The organism is Bacillus cereus group sp. Bc010 (genome assembly GCF_027716745.1).
In the GTDB taxonomy this organism is placed as follows: Bacteria; Bacillota; Bacilli; order Bacillales; family Bacillaceae_G; genus Bacillus_A; species Bacillus_A pacificus.
Map to the genome: position 1 here is coordinate 61,086 of NZ_JAQFUY010000003.1, position 22,579 is coordinate 83,664.

Consider the following 22,579-nt stretch of genomic DNA (forward strand, 5'->3'; position numbering starts at 1 on the left):
TTTCCATACAACGATTTACATATTATTGTACCATTCTGAATTTTCTAAGTAAACAAGGCTACCTTATTTTCACTCATAAAAAAAGGTTGCCAAATGGCAACCTCCTCTTCTTATATTACATAAATTCAGCAACAAGTTCATCAAACATTTTCTGATCCATATTTAAATCAGATTGCACTAAAGGCTTCTCACTATATCCTTTTACTAGTTCTTGGTATGAAGGTTGCGCTGTATTTTGATAAATTAAACCAGTTACTAATCCGTTATTTTCCATTAATGTTTGCATAGCCATCATGCGATTAGACGGATCATATCCCTCTACTGTACTTAGTTTTGTTAAATTCTCTTTAAACCAATCGTAAGTATTTACTTTATTGTAAGTAACACATGGGCTGAACACGTTAATTAATGAAAATCCTTTATGATTAATACCAGCTTCAATAATTTGTGTTAATTCTTTTAAATCACTTGAAAAGCTTTGCGCCACAAATGTCGCACCAGCTGTTAAAGCCATTTCCATAACATTTAGTGACGGTTCAATTGAACCTTGTGGTGTACTTTTCGTTTTGAATCCAGCTTCACTACGTGGTGAAGTTTGCCCTTTTGTTAATCCGTAAATTTGGTTATCCATTACGATGTACGTAATGTCAATGTTACGACGAATAGAATGGATCGTATGTCCCATACCAATCGCAAATCCATCACCGTCACCACCTGATGCGATAACTGTTAAATCACGGTTTGCCATTTTCACACCTTGCGCAATTGGCAGGGCACGACCATGAATACTATGCACACCATATGAATTAATATATCCTGAAATACGACCTGAACAGCCGATACCAGAAATAACAGCAAGTTCATCTGGATTTAGGCCAACGTTAGCTGCCGCACGTTGAATTGCAGCTTGCACTGAGAAGTCTCCGCAACCTGGGCACCAGTTTGGTTTTACACTGTTACGAAAGTCCTTAAATGTTGCCATTTAATACAACCCCTTTTTTGCATTCGTTGTAAATCTCTTTCGGCAAGAATGGGTTCCCATCATATTTTAAAAGACTAGAAATTTTCTCACCGTTACCAAGATTCATTTTCATAATGTTAGCAAGTTGACCTGTTGCATTGTTTTCTACCACTACAACACGCTTCGCATTTTTCACAAGTGGATCGATTTCAGCTGTTGGGAACGGGTGAATTAAACGCACATGAGCATGGTTTACTTTCATACCCTCTTGTTCTAAGCGTTCCATTGCTTCTTCGATCGCACCACGAGTTGAGTTAAATCCAACAAGCAATACGTCTGCTTCTTCATGCTTAACATTTTTATAAACAGGGGTATTAAACTTCAAGTTCTCCATTTTACGGAAACGTTTGTCCATTTGATCTTTACGGTTTATAGCTGATTCAGATGGTTTACCCGTTTCATCATGTTCTACACCTGTAACATGGTGAACACCATTTTTCATACCAGGTAAAACACGTGGTGAAACGCCATCTTCTGTTACTTCATAACGCTTGAAGTATGCTTTATTTTCACGTTCTGGTAATTCCGCTTCTAAATCAAGCTTACCGCGACGAATTTCCACTTTATCTAACTTAAGTGGTTCTACTGTCTGTTTCCCTAAAGAAAGCTGTAAATCTGTTAAGAAAATAACAGGTACTTGATATTCTTCAGATAAGTTAAACGCTTCTACAATATCATAGAAAGCTTCTTCCACTGTACTTGGCGCCATTACGATTTTGGGAATTTCACCGTGCGTACCGTAAATCATTGCCATTAAATCAGACTGCTCTTGTTTCGTTGGTAATCCTGTACTTGGGCCACCGCGTTGTGTATCAACAATTACTAATGGCGTTTCTGTAATACCTGCTAAACCGATTGCTTCCATCATTAAAGATAGACCTGGACCAGCAGACGCAGTTAATGTACGAACACCAGCATAGTTTGCACCGATTGCCATTGTACAAGCTGCGATTTCATCCTCAGTTTGGATTACTGTTCCGCCGACTTTTGGCAATTTTTTAATTAAGTATTCCATAATTTCTGATGCAGGTGTAATTGGATATGCAGACATAAAGCGAGCACCACCAGCTACTGCACCAAATGCAATTGCATCGTTCCCAATCATAAACATGCGTTTCTGACCATCAGCTTTTTCAAGCTGCATCATGTTTACTTTTTCACCTAGTAACTCTTTCATATATTGAGAGCCGCGCTTAATTGCGTCCATGTTCTTTTGAACGACTTGCTCTCCTTTACGACCAAAGATCTCTTCAACAACATCTAAATAAGCTGTTTCATCTAATCCTAATACCGCACTTGATGCTCCAACAGCAACCATGTTTTTCATTAATGATGTGCCTAATTCTGAAGCAATATCTGTAAACGGTATCACATATAGATTTACATCTGTATTGTCAGGTATTGTCGGATTAAATTTCGCATCTGCAACTACAATCCCACCTGGACGTAATTCGTGGAAGTTAAAATCAATTGTTTCTTGATCAAAAGCAATTAAAATATCTAAATCATCTGAGATCGCGCGTACTTCTGTTGTACTTACACGAATTTTATTATTTGTATGGCCGCCTTTTATACGTGATGAGAAGTGGCGGTAACCGTATAGGTAATATCCTAATCGGTTTAATGCAATACAGAAGATTTCTCCTGTACTTTCAATTCCTTCACCTTGTTGGCCTCCAACTTTCCATGAAAGTTGACTAATCATCTCCTACACCCCTTTTGGCTGCATTCATTGTAGTGTATTTTTTTACAGTAATAGTTTAGCATTTTTTATGCAAATAAACTACAATGGACGCAAATTATGCCTCTTCTGATTTCCCTGAATCTTTAGTATAAAGCTATTTTGTTTTTCATTCTAGTATTAGGTCTTAAAAAAAGCAATAATATCAAATGAATTAATTCTAATTTTTCTGGATTTTTAAAACAAAAATTTTAAAAGCTTATATGTTCAACAAAATTGTCATATAAAAATCGCTCTACAGTAGATGCAGCATAGTGTTTACAAAGCTCGTTAATTACATTTTCATAATCTCCATACGCTGATACATCTACAACCGTTTCTAATATCCCATCAAAATCCGAACCAAATCCTATATTGTTCTCTCCCCCCAACGAACAAATATATTCGATATGTCTTATTATATCTGTTATATTCGCTTGTTTTTCACTTGTTAGGAACTGTGGTACAAAAGTAACACCAATCACGCTATTTCGCTTTATAAGAACTTTAATTTGTTCATCATTTAAATTACGTGGATGCTGACAAAGTTTCCTACAATTTGAGTGGGAGGCAATTGGATTTCTTGCAATTTCAATCACATCCCAAAAACTTCTTTCATTCAAATGAGAAACATCAGTCCATACATGTAATGCATTCAGTTCTTGTACAACATGTTTACCAAAAGTCGTTAAACCTGCCCCACGCATCTCTAGTGCACCATCAGCTAATAAATTGGCATAATTCCATGTTAGCCCAAAAGAACGTACTCCTAGGCGATAAAACAACCGTAATTTCATTTCATCTTTTCCAAGTGCTTCGCATCCTTCTAGTGTTAATATCGCTCCAATCTCGTCTTGTTTTAACATGTTCATATCATCTTTTGTTCGAATAAACTTTACACCCGGTAGTGATAAAATTTCATTATAAAAAATATCTACCATTTGTAATGCCACTTCAAATCTTTTTTCATACGCCACTATTTCTGGAACATATATAGCAAAACATTGTATACTTCCTTTTCTTCTCTTTAACTGTTCAAACGTAATATGTAATTGCGAATCATGTTTAAAATCCTTTTTCCCCTTCGCATTCCATAACTGAAAGAGTACATCACAATGGGCATCAAATATTTTCATTTCCATTCCTCCATTATAAAAACAACCTGTTTGCATACTGCAAACAGGTTGTTTAAACTTAACGAGGTTCTACAATTAATTTTATTGCTGTACGCTCTTCCCCATCAATCATAATATCCGTAAACGCTGGGATACAAATCAAGTCCAAACCACTAGGCGCTACAAATCCTCTTGCAATTGCTACTGCCTTTACCGCTTGGTTCAATGCACCTGCACCAATGGCTTGAATTTCTGCTGTTCCGCGTTCGCGAATAACACCTGCAAGTGCACCAGCTACAGAATTAGGGACCGACGTTGCTTTAACTTTTAATATTTCCATTCCGCGTTTCCTCCTCGTTTCTATAAAAAGTATTAGCAATTATTTCACTTTAACTTATATTCACGAGGAATGACACGTATTCCTGCTAAATTTCTGTAATTTTTCTAAAAAATTAAAAAATAATAACTTATCTAAATTTTAATGGAAATTACTCAAAAAATGGCTGATCATCATTAATTAAGATACGCTCAATTTTCTTAGCTTTTCCTGTATTAGGATCCACATCAATTAGCACTGCACTTAATTGTGTTCTACCATTTGTCACTTCAAATCGTACTGGTAAGTTTGTTAAAAACTTCTTCAATACTGCTTCTCGGTCCATACCTAAAATTCCATCGTACGGCCCTGTCATACCAACATCTGTGATATATGCCGTTCCGCTTGGTAAAATGCGATTATCTGCTGTAGGAACATGCGTATGTGTACCTACTACCGCTGTAGCACGACCATCTACATACCAACCTAACGCTTGTTTTTCGCTTGTAGTTTCCGCATGGAAATCAACAAAAATAATATTCGTACGTTTTTTCGCAATGTTAATTAATTCATCCACTTTACGGAATGGACAATCAATTGGAGGAAGGAACGTACGTCCTTGTAAGTTAATAACTGCAACTTCTGTTCCATTACAGTTCACAAAAATAAGCCCTTTTCCTGGAGTTCCTTCTGGGAAGTTAGCTGGTCTCGCAAGATATTTTGCATCATCAATAAATTCAAATACTTCACGGTTATCCCAAGCGTGATTTCCAAGTGTAACCGCTTGTGCTCCGCATTCTAAAAAGTTTCGATATATTTTTTCCGTAATTCCACGTCCACCTGCTGCATTTTCTCCATTAATAATGGTTACTGTAGGTGTATATTTCTTCTTTAATGCCGGTACGTATTGTTGAATCATACCTCTACCAGGAGATCCTACTACATCCCCAACAAATAATATTCTCATATGTCTTACCCTTCCTATGTACTACATTTTTTATTACTATAGCTTCAAGTAATTATCTTACAATATATTTATTATAAGTTTGTTTCACTTGTATGCTAGGTATAACTAATTTCCTTTATTTTAACCAATTCCAACACAAAAAAATAAAGTGGTGTTTCACCACTTTATTTTGCGTATTCCACTGCACGTGTTTCACGAATAACAGTTACTTTAATATGCCCTGGGTAATCCAGTTCATTTTCAATGCGTTTTCGAATATCACGAGCTAAACGATGAGCTTCTAAATCATCAATTGTATCTGGTTTTACCAGAATACGAACTTCTCGTCCTGCTTGAATTGCGAAAGATTTTTCTACGCCTTCATAAGACTCTGAAATCTCTTCTAACTTTTCAAGACGACGAATATAGTTCTCAAGTGTTTCACTACGAGCTCCAGGTCTTGCAGCTGATAATGCATCTGCTGCTGCAACTAAAACTGCAATGATAGAAGTTGGTTCTGTGTCTCCGTGGTGAGATGCAATACTGTTTATAACTACAGGATGCTCTTTATATTTCGTTGCGAGTTCAACACCAATTTCAACGTGGCTACCTTCTACTTCATGGTCAATCGCTTTACCGATATCATGTAATAGACCAGCACGTCTTGCTAGTTTTTCATCCTCACCAAGCTCTGCTGCCATAAGTCCAGTTAAATATGCCACTTCCATAGAGTGTTTTAAGACGTTTTGCCCGTAACTTGTACGGTATTTTAAACGACCTAAAATCTTAATTAAATCTGGATGTAATCCGTGAACACCCACTTCAAATGTTGTTTGCTCTCCGACTTCGCGAATATACTCGTCCACTTCACGTCTTGATTTTTCGACCATCTCTTCAATACGCGCTGGGTGAATACGTCCGTCCTGTACTAGTTTATCAAGAGCGATACGAGCTGTTTCACGACGAATTGGGTCGAATCCAGATAGGATAACCGCTTCTGGTGTATCATCGATAATTAGGTCAATACCTGTTAACGTTTCTAACGTACGAATATTTCGACCTTCACGTCCGATAATACGTCCCTTCATTTCGTCATTTGGAAGATTTACAACCGAAACGGTTGTTTCAGCAACATGATCAGCTGCACATCTCTGCATTGCAAGAGATAAAATCTCTTTTGCTTTCTTATCTGCTTCTTCTTTCGCACGAACTTCACTTTCTTTTACCATTACGGCAATTTCATGAGAAACTTCACTTTCTACTTTACCAAGAATAATTGCTTTCGCTTGTTCGCGTGTCAGATTGGAAATGCGCTCTAATTCTGTTTGTTGCTTTTGAACTAACTCTCCCACTTTGCTTTCCAACTCTTCAATCTGTTGTTGTCTCGCTACAAGAGATTCCTCTTTCTTTTCTAACTGTAGCTCGCGTTTATCGAGCGTTTCGTCTTTACGATCAAGGTTCTCTTCTTTTTGCATTAAACGATTTTCTTGTTTTTGTAATTCGCTTCTACGGTCACGAATTTCTAATTCAGCTTCTGTACGAAGTGTATGAATTTCATCCTTTGCTTCTAAAAGCGCTTCTTTCTTAAGTGCTTCAGCCTCACGATTCGCTTCGTCTAGAATACGTTTCGCTTCATTGGCTGCACCATTAATCTTCGCTTCAGCAATAGACTTTCGAACAAAAAAGCCAACAACTGCACCGACTGTTGCAAGCAAAATGGAGATGAGTATCCAAACTGTACTACTCATGATTTCACCTCCCCTTGCTATGAATGAAAAAAGACTGTCGGCATGTACATTGAATACCAACATACAGCAAAGACCGTCGTCCCGCTTTTTTAAGGGACTTTCTTCATTTCACAATTAAAATGTCATATTATTATTTCGGCAAGATTTAAATCTTACTCCGAATATTACTTCTCTTCTTGAGAAGAGTGTTTCGTATATAAGAAAAAATATACATTCTCATTGTATCTATCGCAATTTTCATTGTCAAGCGTTGTCTACTTTTACTTTCTTTACCTTCAGCTCTAATTTATATAGGAATGTAAAAAGCAGAGAGCATATTATCCTGGAAAACCTTAGTAAATTCCAGTTTATTCATGTAAAACACGCATATATCCCTCTGTACACATAATCTTTTAGATGGATTAAATATTTTATCTCCAACAATATACAACGCTTTCATAATGATACAAAAATAAAAGACACGAAGCCGTGTCTTTTATCCCACTTTAATCAAGAAGACTTGGATCTTCCATATCTTCAGCACCTGAATCTTCGCTAATTCCGTGATGCTCACGAATAAAGAAGGCAATTTCTTCTCTTAAATCCGTATTTTCTTTTAAGAACTGCTTCGAATTTTCACGACCTTGTCCTAAGCGTTCTTCATTATAAGAGTACCAAGCACCACTCTTTTGAACGATATCAAGTTCAGAAGCCATATCTAAGATTTCACCTTCTCTTGAAATACCTTCTCCGTACATAATATCAACTTCCGCAACACGGAATGGTGGTGCCACTTTATTTTTAACTACTTTTACTTTTGTTTTATTACCAACAATGTCGTTACCTTGTTTTAATTGCTCCGCACGACGTACTTCAAGACGAACAGTTGAATAGAATTTCAACGCACGACCACCTGGAGTTGTTTCTGGCACTATCTATAGATTTTCCATCTCTATAGTCCGGACTATCTCTTCATCTCTTTACAGAGAGCCTTGCACTTCCAGCAGTAGCCTATCATCTGCCGTACCCTACTCAGTTAACTAAAAGTCCTTTTCGGTAGTCTCTACACCTTCCCCATATCACTATGGAGCTTGGCACGGTATTACCCTAAATAATGGTGGGCTTCACCGTTAGCAACTATATGAATAGTTACACCCTTAGGCAATAAGGTTCACAAGGTTTTTTAACATGCTATCACTAGCAAGGGAAACCCATGGTAAACTCCTTAATCTTTACGATTAAGCAACTTGTAGTTGATTTCCGAACATAACCCCAACTTTTTCACGAATTTGGTTAATAAAGATTGCGATTGTTTTTGATTTATTAATTGCACCTGAAAGTTTACGAAGTGCTTGAGACATTAGACGAGCTTGTAAACCTACGTGTGAGTCACCCATGTCTCCTTCAATCTCAGCTTTTGGTACAAGAGCTGCTACAGAGTCAATTACGATAATATCAACCGCACCACTTCGTACAAGTGCCTCTGCGATTTCTAAACCTTGCTCCCCTGTATCAGGTTGTGATAATAGTAATTCATCGATGTTAACACCTAATTTTTGTGCATATACAGGATCCATTGCATGCTCAGCATCGATGAACGCCGCTTGTCCACCTTGGCGCTGTACTTCTGCAATTGCATGTAATGAAACTGTTGTTTTACCTGAACTTTCAGGTCCGTAAATTTCGATAATACGGCCACGTGGGTATCCGCCTACTCCTAGTGCCACATCTAGTGCTAAAGAACCACTAGAAACCGTAGAAACTTTACGCTCTGCTTGTTCTCCTAATTTCATAATTGAACCTTTACCGAATTGCTTCTCTATTTGTTTTAACGCCATATCTAACGCTGCTTGACGATCACTCATTCAAAATTCCTCCTTAACTGAATTGCTAATCTTATTATACCTATTTTCAATTCAATTTGCCAACAAAAATCGAACATTTATTCGATTTTTTTATTTTCCATTAAATATAACCGCATTTAACCATTAAAAAAAGCTAAAAGAGACTTATATCTCTTCTAGCTTTTTATACAAATGATAAAATCCATATTTTGCTGAGCGTTCCCTAATTTGTTGACGACTTCCGCTTAAATTTAGAGGAAAGACTACAGTTGGTTCATCTTTAATCGCCAATCCAACAAATACAGTTCCCGGCTCTTTATGTTCTGAAGCATCTGGTCCTGCTACCCCAGTGAAACTAATTCCGATATCCGCTTTTAATAATTCTTTAACATTTTCAGCAAGATAACGAGCACATTCTTTACTAACTGCACCGTCAGTAGACAACACTTCCTCAGGTACATGTAATACATGTTGCTTCACATCATTATGATAACAAATGACACCGCCTTTAAATACGGAAGATACACCAGCACTTTCTGTTACTTGATTACCGAAGAGACCACCTGTTAAACTTTCCGCACACGCTAAAGTTAATCCTTTTTTCTTCAATAACTCTATCGCCTTATAATGCAGAAACTCTTGGTCATACCCGTAGAAAAACTCTCCTACTCTTTCTAAAATCAAATCTTCCACATGCTGAATGAGTTTCTCTGCTTCATCAACATTTTGATGTTTAGCAGTTAAACGTAATGTCACTTCTCCATCATTGGCAAGCGGGGCAATTGTCGGATTCGTTTGTCCATCAATTAAATCTTGAACTTTCACCTCTAATTGAGATTCTCCAATTCCGAAGAAGCGAAGCACGCGAGAATAAATGTTTTCTCCTGTTGTAAAGTTACGTAAAAAAGGCTCTACATAACTTACATACATTGGCTTCATCTCTTTCGGTGGTCCTGGTAATAAAATATAAACTTTTCCGTTCTTATTTAACCCCATACCAGGTGCCATACCGTGATCATTTGCAAATACATTTGCCCCATTCAAAACGAGTGCCTGCTTTTTATTATTTTCAGTGAACTCACGACCTGTACGCTTAAAATAATCGCTTATTAATGCTAATGCATTTTCGTCATATACAAGCTCTTCCCCTAAGCTAGACGCAATTGTTTCCTTCGTCAAATCATCTTTTGTCGGGCCTAATCCACCTGTAAAAATAAGCATGTCCGCACGCTCTTCTGCAACTTCAATCGCCTGCTGTAATCGTTTGTTATTATCTCCAACTACAGTATGGTAGTACACATTAATGCCAATTGAAGCTAACTTTTCAGATAAAAACTGGGCGTTTGTATTTGCAATTTGTCCAAGTAATAATTCTGTTCCAACCGCAATAATTTCAGCTTTCATCCCAATTCCCCCCATAAACTTCTATTTTGAGTTTACAAAAGCAGCTCTATTTTTCCAGAAATAATCCCATCCTGAAATAACAGTAAAAATTAATGCAATCCATATAAAAATATCAGCAACTGGAATATGGATTAAATTTAAAGGCACATCGTGTAATAAATATGCCGCAATCGCGATGATTTGTGTCCACGTCTTAATTTTCCCTAGTTGATTTGCCGCAACTACTTCCCCTGTTCCAGCAAGTACAAGACGTAAACCAGTTACCGCAAACTCACGGCTTATAATGACAATAACGATCCAAGCAGGTACGTATTGCATCTCAACTAACGTGATAAGTGCCGCTGAAACAAGTAATTTATCAGCTAACGGGTCAAGGAACTTCCCTAAATTCGTTACAAGATTATACTTTCTTGCGTAATGTCCATCAATCCAATCTGTAGCCGAAGCAACAATAAAGATAAGCGCTCCTACTAAATGTTGAATTGGTAAATTAACATCACCAATTGTGTATGAACCCCAATCAAAGGGCGCTAACATAATTACCATAAAAATTGGAATTAAGCAGATTCTAGATATTGTAATTTTATTTGGTAAATTCACAGCTATTCCTCCATCATATCAAAAACATTTGTTCATTGAAAAAAGTCATCGAAGCGATGACTGTTATTGTGCAGGTTGCTCTATCCCTAGATTTTTAATCAAGAATTTTTGATGATAATTCTCTTCTGGATTCAACGGGAATGTAACGACTTGGCCATTTAATTTAAATTCAACATTCGGTGCACTTCCTATATTAAGGTTTACCACTTTCGCTGTTGATAAATCATATTTTTGAGTTTGACCTTCCTCTATTGTTCCACTAAAGATATCATTTCCTGCCTCATTTTTAATACCTACATAACTTGCGCCTTTTGTTGTAATTTCTAGTTCTAACGTTTTATTATTATGAATTTCCAAAGTGGATTCCTTACCAGTTGTCCCAATTACTTTGATTTCTTGTTGTCCCGTTTGTTGCGCTGGTTGTTCTTCTTTCTTTGGCTCTTCTTTTTTCGGTTCTTCTTTTTTCGGCTCTTCCGCTTTCACTTCATCTTTTTTCGTATCTAACGGAGAGTTTTCCGCTTTTTTAACTTCAATTTTCTCGCTTTGAGCATTCGGAACTTTCTCATCATCTTTTCCAGTCAACGCTTGGAAAACAAACCAAATTACTACTCCAATTGCAATAACTAACAGCGCAACTAAGATTTTTGGCATATGATCTGCAATTGGCCATGATGAAGACTTTTGCATTGTTTCTTGCGTTTTTTGTCCAGTTGATACTTGTGGAACGTCACGTTTTTCAGATTGCGGTATCGTACTCTGATATTCCACAAGCAGTTCTTCTCCATTTAATCCAACCGCATCTGCGTATTGTTTAATGAATGCACGCGCATAAAAAGCTCCTGGCAATACATCATAATTGCCTTCCTCAATCGCTACTAAATGGCGTTTTTGAATTTTTGTAATCTCATGCAGCTGATCAATAGACAAGCCTTTCGTTCCTCTTGCTTCTTTCAGCTTTTGTCCTAATTCTGTCACTACTAACACCTCAATATTTCTTTAAAAGTCAAACATAGAGAAATTATTTTGCGTACCTTGCTCAATTTCATCTACTAAATTATATTGAATCTCTTCATCATAATCGTTACGCAACTCGATAATATAATCAAAATCATCCAATGTGTATTCTGACTGACTCACAAATACGTCAGGATGTTCCACAACTTTCGTTGCAGGCAATCTCATAATTTCACGAACAAGCTGCCAATGCCTTTCGTTAGCACGCTTTGTTGACACGATTCCATCTAAGATGAAAATATTGTCGTCGCTATACTCATCTTCAATCAATTGACTACGAACAGTTTGCTTAATAAGAGTAGACGATACAAATAACCATCTTTTATTTGCACAAACACTTGCGGCAACAATGGATTCTGTTTTTCCAACACGAGGCATTCCTCGTATACCAATTAGCTTATGGCCTTCTTTTTTCATTATTTCAGCCATAAAGTCTACAAGTAACCCTAATTCATCACGCACAAACCGAAATGTCTTCTTATCATCTGCATCTCGTTGTATGTACCTACCATGTCTAACCGCTAGCTTATCTCTTAGCTTTGGCGGACGATATTTCGTTACCGTTATGTTATCCATCGTATTTAAAATTGATTCAAGTCTAGAGATTTGCTCTTGATTATCACACATAAGGAGTAATCCACGCCTTGCATTATCTACACCATTAATTGTGACAATATTAATGCCGAGCATACCGATTAACGAAGAAACGTCACCAAGCAAGCCAGGTCGGTTTTTATGTATTTCATATTCAAAATACCATTCAATCATCCAAGATCACTCCCCTTGCTTACTTTACACCTACGTACTATATTATATGATTTCACCTTAATAGGGAAGCTAAATGTATAATCTATCCCTTTCAATTATTATACAAAAAAAAATAGAGAGGAGAATCTCCTCTCTATTTTTTACTTATGTTGTACAAACTTTACCATTAAGTTTGCGATTGTATGTTGCTCTTGTTCGTCAGCAACTTTCCAAAGCTCAGCTAATAGTTTCTCTTGATCGTTGCGTGCTTCTACTTCATTCGCTAAATAGTCACCAACACGAAATGCCATATCTGATACAGCACCACCATCAAGACCTTTTCCTTGCGCTTGCTCTAAACGTTCTCCTAAAAAGCTCTTCCATTGATCAAAATTATCTAAAACTGACATGTGTAAGCACCTCACTACTTAGTAATAGAATCATGCTTAATTTGTACAGTTTTTCATTTTTTATGTAAGAAATTTTTAACAATGCCAACCGCCGTTCACTCCGATAATTTGTCCCGTTATATAAGATGCACCTGGAGATACAAGAAACGACACTGTTTTTGCTACTTCTTCTGGCAATCCCAGCCTACCTAACGGAATCTCTTCTGCAATTTCATTCTTATCCTCTTCTGAAAATACGTTTAACATTTCCGTTTCAATTGCACCTGGCGCCACCGCGTTCACCCTTATTCCACTTAATGAAACTTCTTTTGCTAAAGCTTTCACATATGAATTTTGCGCACCTTTTACCATCGAGTAAAGCACTTCACATGATGCACCAATTTGTCCCCATATAGACGAAACAAGTACAATATTACCACTTCTCCGCTGAATCATTGAAGGCAGTGCCATTGATAATAATTTATAGATACTCTTCACTTGAAGTTCTACCATATCATTCAATTCATCGTTCGTTACATCTGTTACGAGTCCAAATATACTCTTCCCAGCTGCATATACGATAACATCAAGAGGATGTTCAATTTGTTTCCACAATTGCTCTGCCCCATCAGTAGAAGCTAAATTCGCTTGAACAGGAATTACTTCATCCCATTCTTTCTGCAACTCATTCACTTTCTCTTCACTGTTATTATAATGAACATATACTGTATATCCATCTTGAATTAATTGTTTCGAAATAGCAGAGCCAATCCCTCCGCTTCCTCCAGTTACTAATGCATACTTTTTCATACAATTCCTCTCTTATCTCAAAAAATCTTTTCCCCACAAATAAATAATATCCTCATCTTACAATTTATCAATGATAAGATGAGGGTATTATTGTGAAACCTTTTATTTTTTCGGTAAAACTTGACAAACGCTCATTTTTTCTTCTGATAATAATAATTTTGCTACTTCTTGTAAATCTTGAACCGTTAAACTTTCTAATACAGTCAATGCATCAAACAGACTCGATTCATTAAACGCATATCGTGTAAATTGATTTGCAATATATTCTGGTGAATTCAAGGAGCGTAAAAAGCCACCTATTTTCTTTTTCTTTACTCGTTCTAATGCCGCCTCATCTAATTGATCATAATTTGTGTTTAATAAAATACCTTTCAAACGCTCTTCCAGTTCATCAGGTTGCTTCGTATCGCCGCCAACCATTGCAAAACCGAAGTTATTCTCTTCCGTATAATCATACGAGAACGAATCATCAATGAGTCCTTCATTATATAAAGATTCGTAATGAACAGAACTTTTCCCAAATAAATAATCTAAAAGTAACGTAAGCGCAATTTCTTGTTTTAAAAGGGCTTCTCCTTTTTCTTTTAAGTTTGTCGCTTTAATACCAACTAAACATTTCGGTGTTTGTACAGGCATTGAAATAATTTTCTTCTTTTCATTTACCTCATCTGGTTCTTCTTCGAATGAACGTACTATTTCCGGTTGATTTTTATAATCTTTTTTCGCTTGATTTTCACGTATCAAATCCATCGTTTTCTCTGGATCGATTGCACCTACAACAAACATTAACATATTACTTGGATGATAAAACGTTTCATAACATTCATATAGTAGGTCTTTCGTAATTTTACTAATAGACTCGATTGTACCCGCAATATCAATTTTAATCGGGTGCTTTACAAACAAGCTATCAATTAACCCAAAATATAAGCGCCAATCTGGATTATCTTGATACATTTGAATTTCTTGCCCAATGATACCCTTCTCTTTTTCAACTGTTTTTTCAGAAAAGTAAGGCTCTTGTACGAAATTTAACAATGTATTTAAATTTTGTTCTACATTTGATGTACATGAAAAAAGGTAAGCTGTTCTTGTGAATGATGTGAAAGCATTTGCCGATGCCCCTTGTTTACTAAACAATTGGAACGCATCGTGATCTTCTTTTTCAAATAATTTATGCTCAAGAAAATGAGCAATCCCATCCGGCACACGAATCATCTCTTCTTTACCTAGTGGTACGAATGTATTATCCACAGAACCATATTTTGTCGTAAACGTTGCAAATGTTTTATTAAATCCTTGCTTCGGTAAAATATATACATCTAATCCATTAGGAAGTTTTTCATAATAGAGTGTCTCTTTTAATTGCTCATAAACAATTTTCTCCATTTATTCTCCCTCCGTTCCTTGTAAAAAGTAAATTGTATCTAGTTCAATATTTTTAGCAACTTTCACAATCTCTTCTTTCGTCACACTTTCAATACCTGTAAGCCATTCTTCAACCGGACGCGTACGATCTGAAATAATACCATGATACAGCATTTCCACAAATCCGCGCGGTGTATCAATTGCTTCTAATATTTGATTTCGAATAACACTTTTCGTTTGATGCATCTCTTCTTCAGAAAAATCACCATTTTGCATTGCAAGCATTTGCTCTTTAATAATCTCAACCGCTTTTTCATAATTTTTCGCTTCGATTCCTGACATGACAAATAATAAACCTTTATGACTTTCAAAGCGAGATGCTGCGTAGTACGCTAAACTATTTTTTTCACGAACGTTAACGAATAACTTCGAATGAGAAAATCCTCCAAACAATCCATTGAACAATTGCAGCGCAAAATAATCTTCGTCTTTATACGTAATAAATGTACGATAACCGATGTGTAATTTACTTTGTTTTAATTCTTGTTTTTCCACAACTTCTTTTTCTTCATTATTTCTCTTATGAAGAAGTACATTTCTTTCCCTCACAGGACGTGCTGAAATAGAAAAATACTTACTTACAAGATCAACTGCGTTTTCTGAAATATCACCAATAATGTATAGATCCATTTCATCCTCTGCTAACACTTTTTGATAATATTGATACAAACTTTCATTTGTAATAGAAGAAACACTCTCTTTTTTCCCATTTGCGCTTAAACGATACGGTTCTACTTTGCACATTTCTTCAATTAAACGCTCGTTTGCATAACGCATTTTATCATCATAAGTCGCTTCAATTCGTTGCAAGAGCGCTCTCTTTTCACTTTCCACGATAGAAGGTAGAAAACCATTCCCCTCTGTCGCTGGATGCAAAACGATATCAGATAACATAGAAAGCGCTTTTTCAAATAACGGTGGTGCATCATGTAAATATACTTCATTTGCAATGTCTACATAAATAGAGATGATATGGTCTTCTCCTTTTTTACTTACATCTACTGCCAAAGAAGATCCATATAATTCTTCTAAATATTGACGAAGACGAATTACAGAAGGAAGCTTTTCTGTCGCACTTTGCAATACGTATGGCAATAGGGCACGCTCTGTCACCGTCTCCTCATTTAAAGGTGCTTTCAAACGAAATACAAATGTATTTGTTTTATATTTATCAGTTGGAATAATATGTACTCGTAAACCACCTAGCTCATGTAACTGTTGTTCCATCAGTTTCATTTATAGCCCTCCTTTACGTATATAGGAATATTCCTCTTCAATATACAGTTTTTAGAAATAAAAAATCAACTTTTCTTCCTCACTATACTTACATTAGGCCCTTTCTAAAAACTGTAATATGTAAGGAACATAGTAAAATTCCGTATTAAATATAGTCTATGTAAAAAAGCCCGCACTAATGTGCGAGCTTTTTTTATACTTATCGTTTTCCTTTTTCATAAGGAGTTCCTAATGCTTTCGGAGCTTCAGAACGACCTACAAAACCAACAAGCGCTAATATTGTGAATACATACGGTAATATCGTTAAGAATACACTTGGAATTTCTTTTAGTACTGGAATTGTACCACCTGTTATTCCTAATGATTGAGCAAATCCGAAGAACAGAGCCGCTCCAAGAGCACCGAGTGGATTCCATTTACCGAAAATCATTGCTGCTAACGCTAAGAAACCTTGTCCAGTAATTGTAGCACCTGAGAAGTTACCAGAAATCGACATAGCGAAGACCGCTCCACCAACTCCTGCAAACATTCCAGATATAGCAACTGCAATATAACGCATTTTATATACGTTAATCCCCATCGTATCCGCTGCCATTGGATGCTCACCAACCGCACGAAGACGAAGACCGAACGGCGTTTTATAAATGATATACCAAACGACAAACGCTAAAATAATAGCAATATATGATGTTAACGGTACATTAGAGAAAAAGATTTTTCCGATTACCGGAATATCCGAAAGACCCGGAACATCGATTTTTTCAATGCGGTATTGAATGAAATCAGTTTGTCCTTTGCCAAAGATTTTCTTAATCGCAAATACTGTTAAACCAAGTGCTAAGAAGTTAATTGCTACTCCGCTTACTACTTGATCTGCACGGAATGTAATGGATGCTACTGCGTGAAGAAGTGCAAACAATCCACTACCAATTGCTGCAAATAATAATGCAATCCAAGGAGTCATCGACCCCCACGTATCACCCATTAATAACGTTGTAACAATACCAATAAATGCACCAAATAACATTAAACCTTCTAACGCTATATTTACAACTCCAGAACGTTCACTGAACACTCCACCTAACGCCGTAAAAATAAGTGGCGCTGCCGTATATAACGTACCCGTCACAAGAATGGCTAAAATATCTAAAAAGCTCATTTATTTCCCCTCCTTGCTCATGCGTGTAAGTGCCCAGCGTAAAACATAACTGCACGCTACAAAGAAAATAATACATGCAATAATAACGTTAATTAACTCCGAAGGTACATCTGCTTCGAAATTCATTTGTGGTGCTGCACTTTTCAAACCACCAAACAGTAAAGCTGCTAATAGTATACCAAATGGATTATTTCCGCCTAAAAGTGCTACCGCAATCCCATCAAATCCAATACCAGTAAACGAAGACATTGCTGTCATACTTTGGAATGTCCCTAATCCTTCCATAGCTCCACCAATTCCTGCAAAAGCACCAGCAATTGTCATTGATAATACAACATTACGCGATACTTTCATTCCTGCGTATTGAGAGGCATTTTGGTTAAAACCAACCGATTTTAATTCATACCCTAACGTTGTTCTATCTAATAAGAACCACATTACAATCGCAATGATAATAGCCACAACAATTCCCCAGTGTAAACGAGATCCATCTGTCAATGAAGATAACCAATCAGAAGCTAACGAAGCACTTGCTTGTACGTCATAAGATTTTTCATTACCTTCGTGGATAAAACGTTTAATAAGATCATACGTAACATAAAGTGCAATGTAGTTCATCATAATTGTAACAATTACTTCATTTACTTTAAGTTTCCCTTTTAAATATCCAGGTATAACCCCCCATAAACCGCCGACAATTGCTGCCACTAAAATAGATAACGGAATATGCAAAATTGCTGGTAACGACACTGCATATCCAAACCAAACAGCAGCAAGCCACCCAACTAATAATTGTCCTTCCACTCCAATATTGAAAAGACCTGTACGAAATGCAAATGCTACTGAAAGACCAGCTAATACAAGCGGAATCATTGTACGCAACGTCTCACCGATAGCTTGTGGATTGCCAACCATCCCTTCCCAAAGCGCGGCATATCCAACAATTGGATCATATCCACTAACTAACATTACAATGGCACCAACAAGTAAACCGAAAACTACGGATAACACAGGTACTAAAATATTAATTGTTCGTTCTGTTAAAAATTTTTTAGCCATTTGTGTTCACCTTCTCTTTCCCTGTCCCGCCGGCCATTAATAATCCAAGCTGTTGTTCATTTGTTTCTTTCGCATCGACAATCGCTACAATTTTCCCTTCATATATAACAGCCACTCGATCACTTACATTTAAAATTTCATCCAGCTCTAAAGATAAAAGTAATACTGCCTTACCATTATCTCTCTGCTCAATTAATTTTTTATGAATAAATTCAATCGCACCTACATCTAAACCACGTGTTGGCTGTGCTGCAATTAATAAATCTGGATTACGATCTACCTCACGTGCAATAATTGCCTTTTGTTGGTTTCCACCAGATAGAGCGCGAGCTAACGTTTGTTCACTAGGTGTACGTACATCAAACTGTTCAATAAGTGCTTTCGCTTTTTCTGTAATTTTACTAAAATTTAAAATCCCTTTCTTTGAAAATGGATTTTTATAGTATGTTTGTAAAACAATATTGTCCCGAACAGAAAAATCGAGAACAAGTCCGTGTTTATGACGGTCTTCAGGAATATGACCAATCCCCTCTTCTGTTATTCTTCGAACAGGCCAATTCGTTATTTCTTTTCCTTTAATTGCAATAGAACCTGACTCAACTTTTCGTAAACCAGTAATCGCCTCTATTAATTCACTTTGACCATTCCCATCAATCCCTGCAATCCCAACGATTTCTCCTGCACGAACAGTTAAGTCAAGGCCTTTTACAGCAGGTAACTTGCGCGTATCATGAACAATTAGGTTTGCAATAGATAGTACTTCTTCCATTGGTTTAGCTTCTATTTTTTCTGTTTTAAAATTCACTTGACGTCCGACCATTAACTCTGCAAGTTTATGCTCATCCGTTTCCGCTACATCAACAGTACCAATCCCCTTACCTTTACGAATAATTGTACAACGATCGCAAACTTCCATAATTTCTTTCAACTTATGTGTAATAAGGATAATAGATTTCCCCTCTTGCACAAGCTTTTTCATAATTTGAATCAACTCATGAATTTCTTGATGAGTTAACACCGCGGTTGGCTCATCAAATATTAAAATCTCAGCACCACGATAAAGAGTCTTTAATATTTCAACCCTTTGCTGCATCCCAACAGAAATATCCTCAATTTTCGCATGTGGATCAACAGCCAAACCATACTGTTCAGATAATTGCTTAATTTCTTTTGCCGCCTCTTCAACAGCAATTTTCCCGTTTTTCTTCGGCTCATTTCCAAGAATAATATTCTCTGTAACTGTAAAATTATGAACAAGCATAAAATGCTGATGGACCATCCCAATACCAAGGTCATTTGCTATATTCGGATTTGTAATTTTTACAGGTTTTCCTTTAATTTTAATTTCACCTTGTTCTGGTTGGTACAAACCAAATAGTACATTCATCAATGTGGATTTCCCTGCACCATTTTCTCCAAGTAAAGCATGTATTTCTCCCTGTTTTACTTGCAGCGTAATATCATCATTCGCTACAATGCCTGGGAATACTTTTGTAATATTGTTCATCTCAATTACGTATTCCATTTTGTTCCTCCTTTTAGCAGGGAACACTCCCTAATTACACTCTATTAAAAGTATTTATATATATGCAAAGGTTAGTTCTACGAACTAACCTTTGCTATTTCTCTATTATTATTTCTTTAGAGAAGCTTCATATGTTTTATATTCTTCGTCAGTTGCAGGGACTTTAATTTCACCGTCAGTGATTTTCTTCTCAAACTCTTCTACTTTTGTTAAGATTTCTGGATTTACTTTTTTCACATTGTCAGTAGTTTTCGCAATACCAACACCGTCATCTTTTAATCCGAATTCTTCTACTTTACCGCCTTTTAATTTACCATCTTTCGCTTCTTGTGCTACTTTTGCTACTGCAATATCAACACGTTTTACCATTGATGTTAAAGTTACGTTTTCAGGCATACCTTCTTGATTTTGGTCACGGTCAACACCGATTACCCAAACGTTTTCACCTTTTTTCTTACGGTTTTTCGCTTCTGTGAATACACCGTTACCAGTTGCACCTGAAGCATGGTAAATTACGTCAACTCCACCACCGTACATTGCTGAAGCTAATACAGAGCCTTTTTCTGGTTTATCAAACGCATCAGCATATTGTGATACGATTTCGATATTTGGATTTACTGCTTTTGCACCAGCTTTAAAGCCTGATTCAAATTTTGTAATTAATGGGCTTTTTACACCACCAACAAACCCAACTTTATTTGATTTTGTCGTCATCGCTGCTACAGCACCAACTAGGAATGAACCTTCATGGTCTTTAAATGTAATACTTGTTACGTTCGGCTTCTCTACAACTGTATCTACAATCGCAAATTGCTCTTTTGGATATTGTTCAGCTACCTTTGCAATTGATTTTTCCATTAAGTAACCAATACCAAATGTTGTGTTATAATGATCTTTCGCAAATTTCGTTAAATTCGGGATATAATCCGCATCTTTACTAGATTGAAGATAACGATATCCTTCATTTTTCTTTAAGTCATTGTCTTTACCGAACTTCGTTAAACCTTCCCAAGCTGATTGGTTAAATGATTTGTCATCAACGCCCCCAACATCTGTAACCATACCAACTTTAAACTCTTTTTTGTCGCTACTCGCTTTATCCGAGTTACCACATGCACCTAACACCGCACTTGCTGCTAATGTTAATGATAATAAAAGACCTGTTTTTTTCTTCATACTAGAAACCCCTCCTGAAATGATTTGTCTATTTTTTTATACGCTGCTGTCCCTAACTTCTTGCTGTCACCTCCCTAAAAAGGAACTCACCTACATACGTTTTCTTAATACGTGGAAGCTAAACTTATCAGCTCTAAAATAATTGATAGAATATAAGATTGGCTCATCATTTTGATCATAGTGCATTTGTTTTAACACTAGCAGTGCCGTTTCCGGTTCACATTCCAAAATCGGTGAGATTTTCGGATGATAGCCAATCGGCTCAATGTGAGCAACTGCGTATGTGATACGTTTGTGCGTATTGTTATGTATCACTGTAAGCAATGATTCTTCGTTGTATCCCGATAAATCTGGCAATATCTCTTTTGCAAGTTTATCGATACAATATACAACAGGTTCCCCATCTGCTGTACGCACACGCTCAATCATCACTGCATTAAAACCATCTTCACTATTAAACTTCTCTTTTTCTTCCTCTGTTAAACTTGTTGTAGATGATGATAAAAAGATAGTTCCTGGTGTTTTCCCCACACTAGAAATCATATCTGTAATACTAGAAAGTTGTTCAATCCCAGAAGAAAATAACGGCTTTGCATTTACAAATGTTCCTACACCATGTCTGCGAATGACAACATTTTCTTCTTCTAAAATACGCAGCGCTTCCCTTAAAGTCGCTCTACTTACGCCAAGTTCTTTCGCTAAATCAAACTCTGATGGTAACTTTTGTCTTTCTTTGTAAGCCCCATCTTTAATTTTTTCTTTGATGTGATCAATCACCCGTAAATATAGGTGACGACTATCGGATTTTACTGACATAAGACTCCCCCGCATTTCAATTATTCGACCTCTGATGTAAGACTTCTTTTCTCTTTTTTCAACTTACAACATAATAAAAATTGCTAAATACTAAAAACAGGCATAATTGTCGAATAAATATTAATAATTTTTTAAGATGAAATTTTCACTCTTTACTGCATAAAAAAAACTTTGCACCACAAACATTCCTCATAGCGAGAAAAAGTTCGGCACAAAGATCTCTTACATCCTTTGTTACACACTTTTCCCCTCATAGTCTAGCAATTCATGGTTGCCAGGTAGAAACTTATGGACCTTATCTCCAAGATTATATGAGGCAGTGATTCTTTTCGAAGTAATCTTACCACTTGCTCCCATACGTGTCAACAAAATTTAACAATTTTCTACATTAAATATCGAACGTTCACAAAAAACCACACCAAAGTATTCGTATTCTAAAGAATCGCCTTAAATGTAAGCCCTTTCTTTATTGCTGAATATAGTATATAACAAAACCAGCATATAAAAAAGCCTAATTGTAAAAACAA

19 protein-coding genes, 2 pseudogenes and 1 riboswitch are annotated in these 22,579 nt (G+C 36.5%); all 21 genes and pseudogenes read right to left on the bottom strand.

Annotated features, from left to right (window positions below; translation table 11 throughout):
- Nucleotides 1–115: 115 nt before the first annotated feature.
- Nucleotides 116–982 (bottom strand): 2-oxoacid:ferredoxin oxidoreductase subunit beta, encoded by an 867-nt coding sequence (locus tag PDQ68_RS05745; RefSeq protein ID WP_000190154.1) that lies wholly within the window; start codon nt 980–982, stop codon nt 116–118.
- Nucleotides 969–2,726 carry a 2-oxoacid:acceptor oxidoreductase subunit alpha gene (locus PDQ68_RS05750; RefSeq protein WP_000625421.1) on the bottom strand — a complete coding sequence of 586 codons (1,758 nt, stop codon included), beginning with the start codon at nt 2,724–2,726 and terminating at the stop codon, nt 969–971. Before PDQ68_RS05750 ends, PDQ68_RS05745 begins: the two co-directional genes overlap by 14 nt.
- Nucleotides 2,727–2,953: 227 nt before the next feature.
- Nucleotides 2,954–3,877: a dipeptidase gene (locus PDQ68_RS05755; protein ID WP_061183977.1), complete on the bottom strand. Its 924-nt coding sequence runs from the start codon at nt 3,875–3,877 to the stop codon at nt 2,954–2,956.
- A gap of 58 nt (nt 3,878–3,935) precedes the next feature.
- Nucleotides 3,936–4,196 (bottom strand): stage V sporulation protein SpoVS, encoded by a 261-nt coding sequence (gene spoVS, locus PDQ68_RS05760; protein WP_000404341.1) that lies wholly within the window; start codon nt 4,194–4,196, stop codon nt 3,936–3,938.
- A 148-nt stretch (nt 4,197–4,344) separates the two neighbouring features.
- A complete protein-coding gene (locus PDQ68_RS05765) occupies nt 4,345–5,139 on the bottom strand; it encodes a TIGR00282 family metallophosphoesterase (protein WP_001221095.1) in 795 nt (264 codons plus the stop codon).
- Nucleotides 5,140–5,303: 164 nt separating this feature from the next.
- Nucleotides 5,304–6,866, bottom strand: coding sequence for a ribonuclease Y (rny, locus tag PDQ68_RS05770; RefSeq protein WP_061183976.1), 1,563 nt, complete (start codon nt 6,864–6,866; stop codon nt 5,304–5,306).
- A 485-nt stretch (nt 6,867–7,351) separates the two neighbouring features.
- Nucleotides 7,352–7,774, bottom strand: a pseudogene (locus tag PDQ68_RS05775) (recombinase RecA family protein); the annotation flags it as partial.
- 327 nt (nt 7,775–8,101) lie between these two features.
- A pseudogene (gene recA, locus PDQ68_RS05780) lies at nt 8,102–8,710 on the bottom strand (recombinase RecA); the annotation flags it as partial.
- A gap of 144 nt (nt 8,711–8,854) precedes the next feature.
- Nucleotides 8,855–10,093, bottom strand: a complete 1,239-nt coding sequence (gene cinA, locus PDQ68_RS05785; RefSeq protein WP_270786616.1) for a competence/damage-inducible protein CinA — start codon at nt 10,091–10,093, stop codon at nt 8,855–8,857.
- Nucleotides 10,094–10,114: 21 nt separating this feature from the next.
- Complete coding sequence (gene pgsA, locus PDQ68_RS05790) at nt 10,115–10,693, bottom strand: CDP-diacylglycerol--glycerol-3-phosphate 3-phosphatidyltransferase (protein ID WP_016718296.1); 579 nt, start codon at nt 10,691–10,693, stop codon at nt 10,115–10,117.
- 63 nt (nt 10,694–10,756) lie between these two features.
- A complete protein-coding gene (locus PDQ68_RS05795) occupies nt 10,757–11,668 on the bottom strand; it encodes a helix-turn-helix domain-containing protein (protein ID WP_000137481.1) in 912 nt (303 codons plus the stop codon).
- Between the two features lie 21 nt (nt 11,669–11,689).
- Nucleotides 11,690–12,475, bottom strand: coding sequence for a DUF3388 domain-containing protein (locus PDQ68_RS05800; protein ID WP_000574107.1), 786 nt, complete (start codon nt 12,473–12,475; stop codon nt 11,690–11,692).
- Between the two features lie 140 nt (nt 12,476–12,615).
- Nucleotides 12,616–12,864: a DUF3243 domain-containing protein gene (locus PDQ68_RS05805; protein ID WP_000114454.1), complete on the bottom strand. Its 249-nt coding sequence runs from the start codon at nt 12,862–12,864 to the stop codon at nt 12,616–12,618.
- A gap of 75 nt (nt 12,865–12,939) precedes the next feature.
- Complete coding sequence (gene ymfI, locus PDQ68_RS05810; RefSeq protein WP_000759611.1) at nt 12,940–13,653, bottom strand: elongation factor P 5-aminopentanone reductase; 714 nt, start codon at nt 13,651–13,653, stop codon at nt 12,940–12,942.
- A gap of 102 nt (nt 13,654–13,755) precedes the next feature.
- Nucleotides 13,756–15,042, bottom strand: coding sequence for an EF-P 5-aminopentanol modification-associated protein YfmH (gene yfmH / locus PDQ68_RS05815; protein ID WP_000411947.1), 1,287 nt, complete (start codon nt 15,040–15,042; stop codon nt 13,756–13,758).
- On the bottom strand, nt 15,043–16,317 hold the full coding sequence (gene yfmF / locus PDQ68_RS05820; RefSeq protein ID WP_061183974.1) for an EF-P 5-aminopentanol modification-associated protein YfmF: 1,275 nt from the start codon (nt 16,315–16,317) through the stop codon (nt 15,043–15,045).
- Nucleotides 16,318–16,516: 199 nt separating this feature from the next.
- The gene (locus tag PDQ68_RS05825) at nt 16,517–17,476 is read right to left on the bottom strand and encodes an ABC transporter permease (protein ID WP_000008842.1); all 960 of its coding nucleotides are present in this window, start codon (nt 17,474–17,476) and stop codon (nt 16,517–16,519) included.
- Nucleotides 17,477–18,535, bottom strand: coding sequence for an ABC transporter permease (locus PDQ68_RS05830; protein WP_061183973.1), 1,059 nt, complete (start codon nt 18,533–18,535; stop codon nt 17,477–17,479). It abuts the gene before it with no gap.
- Nucleotides 18,528–20,060, bottom strand: coding sequence for an ABC transporter ATP-binding protein (locus PDQ68_RS05835; protein WP_270786618.1), 1,533 nt, complete (start codon nt 20,058–20,060; stop codon nt 18,528–18,530). The genes PDQ68_RS05830 and PDQ68_RS05835 overlap by 8 nt, the downstream gene beginning before the upstream one ends.
- A 108-nt stretch (nt 20,061–20,168) precedes the next feature.
- Complete coding sequence (locus PDQ68_RS05840; RefSeq protein WP_000730592.1) at nt 20,169–21,236, bottom strand: BMP family lipoprotein; 1,068 nt, start codon at nt 21,234–21,236, stop codon at nt 20,169–20,171.
- Nucleotides 21,237–21,326: 90 nt separating this feature from the next.
- Entirely contained in the window at nt 21,327–22,052 is a 726-nt protein-coding gene (locus PDQ68_RS05845; RefSeq protein WP_000114176.1) for a GntR family transcriptional regulator, read from the bottom strand.
- Between the two features lie 233 nt (nt 22,053–22,285).
- Nucleotides 22,286–22,387, bottom strand: a riboswitch (purine riboswitch).
- Between the last annotated feature and the right edge of the window lie 192 nt (nt 22,388–22,579).

Excerpts from the sequence above, each read along its gene's own strand:
- cinA (WP_270786616.1), bottom strand. The coding sequence starts at position 10,093 with ATGAAAGCTGAAATTATTGCGGTTGGAACAGAATTATTACTTGGACAA.
- yfmH (WP_000411947.1), bottom strand. The coding sequence starts at position 15,042 with ATGGAGAAAATTGTTTATGAGCAATTAAAAGAGACACTCTATTATGAA.
- PDQ68_RS05845 (WP_000114176.1), bottom strand. The coding sequence starts at position 22,052 with ATGTCAGTAAAATCCGATAGTCGTCACCTATATTTACGGGTGATTGAT.
- PDQ68_RS05755 (WP_061183977.1), bottom strand. The coding sequence starts at position 3,877 with ATGAAAATATTTGATGCCCATTGTGATGTACTCTTTCAGTTATGGAAT.
- ymfI (WP_000759611.1), bottom strand. The coding sequence starts at position 13,653 with ATGAAAAAGTATGCATTAGTAACTGGAGGAAGCGGAGGGATTGGCTCT.
- yfmF (WP_061183974.1), bottom strand. The coding sequence starts at position 16,317 with ATGAAACTGATGGAACAACAGTTACATGAGCTAGGTGGTTTACGAGTA.
- spoVS (WP_000404341.1), bottom strand. The coding sequence starts at position 4,196 with ATGGAAATATTAAAAGTTAAAGCAACGTCGGTCCCTAATTCTGTAGCT.
- PDQ68_RS05745 (WP_000190154.1), bottom strand. The coding sequence starts at position 982 with ATGGCAACATTTAAGGACTTTCGTAACAGTGTAAAACCAAACTGGTGC.
- PDQ68_RS05805 (WP_000114454.1), bottom strand. The coding sequence starts at position 12,864 with ATGTCAGTTTTAGATAATTTTGATCAATGGAAGAGCTTTTTAGGAGAA.
- PDQ68_RS05825 (WP_000008842.1), bottom strand. The coding sequence starts at position 17,476 with ATGAGCTTTTTAGATATTTTAGCCATTCTTGTGACGGGTACGTTATAT.
- PDQ68_RS05800 (WP_000574107.1), bottom strand. The coding sequence starts at position 12,475 with ATGATTGAATGGTATTTTGAATATGAAATACATAAAAACCGACCTGGC.
- PDQ68_RS05830 (WP_061183973.1), bottom strand. The coding sequence starts at position 18,535 with ATGGCTAAAAAATTTTTAACAGAACGAACAATTAATATTTTAGTACCT.
- rny (WP_061183976.1), bottom strand. The coding sequence starts at position 6,866 with ATGAGTAGTACAGTTTGGATACTCATCTCCATTTTGCTTGCAACAGTC.
- PDQ68_RS05835 (WP_270786618.1), bottom strand. The coding sequence starts at position 20,060 with ATGGAATACGTAATTGAGATGAACAATATTACAAAAGTATTCCCAGGC.
- PDQ68_RS05840 (WP_000730592.1), bottom strand. The coding sequence starts at position 21,236 with ATGAAGAAAAAAACAGGTCTTTTATTATCATTAACATTAGCAGCAAGT.
- PDQ68_RS05750 (WP_000625421.1), bottom strand. The coding sequence starts at position 2,726 with ATGATTAGTCAACTTTCATGGAAAGTTGGAGGCCAACAAGGTGAAGGA.
- PDQ68_RS05765 (WP_001221095.1), bottom strand. The coding sequence starts at position 5,139 with ATGAGAATATTATTTGTTGGGGATGTAGTAGGATCTCCTGGTAGAGGT.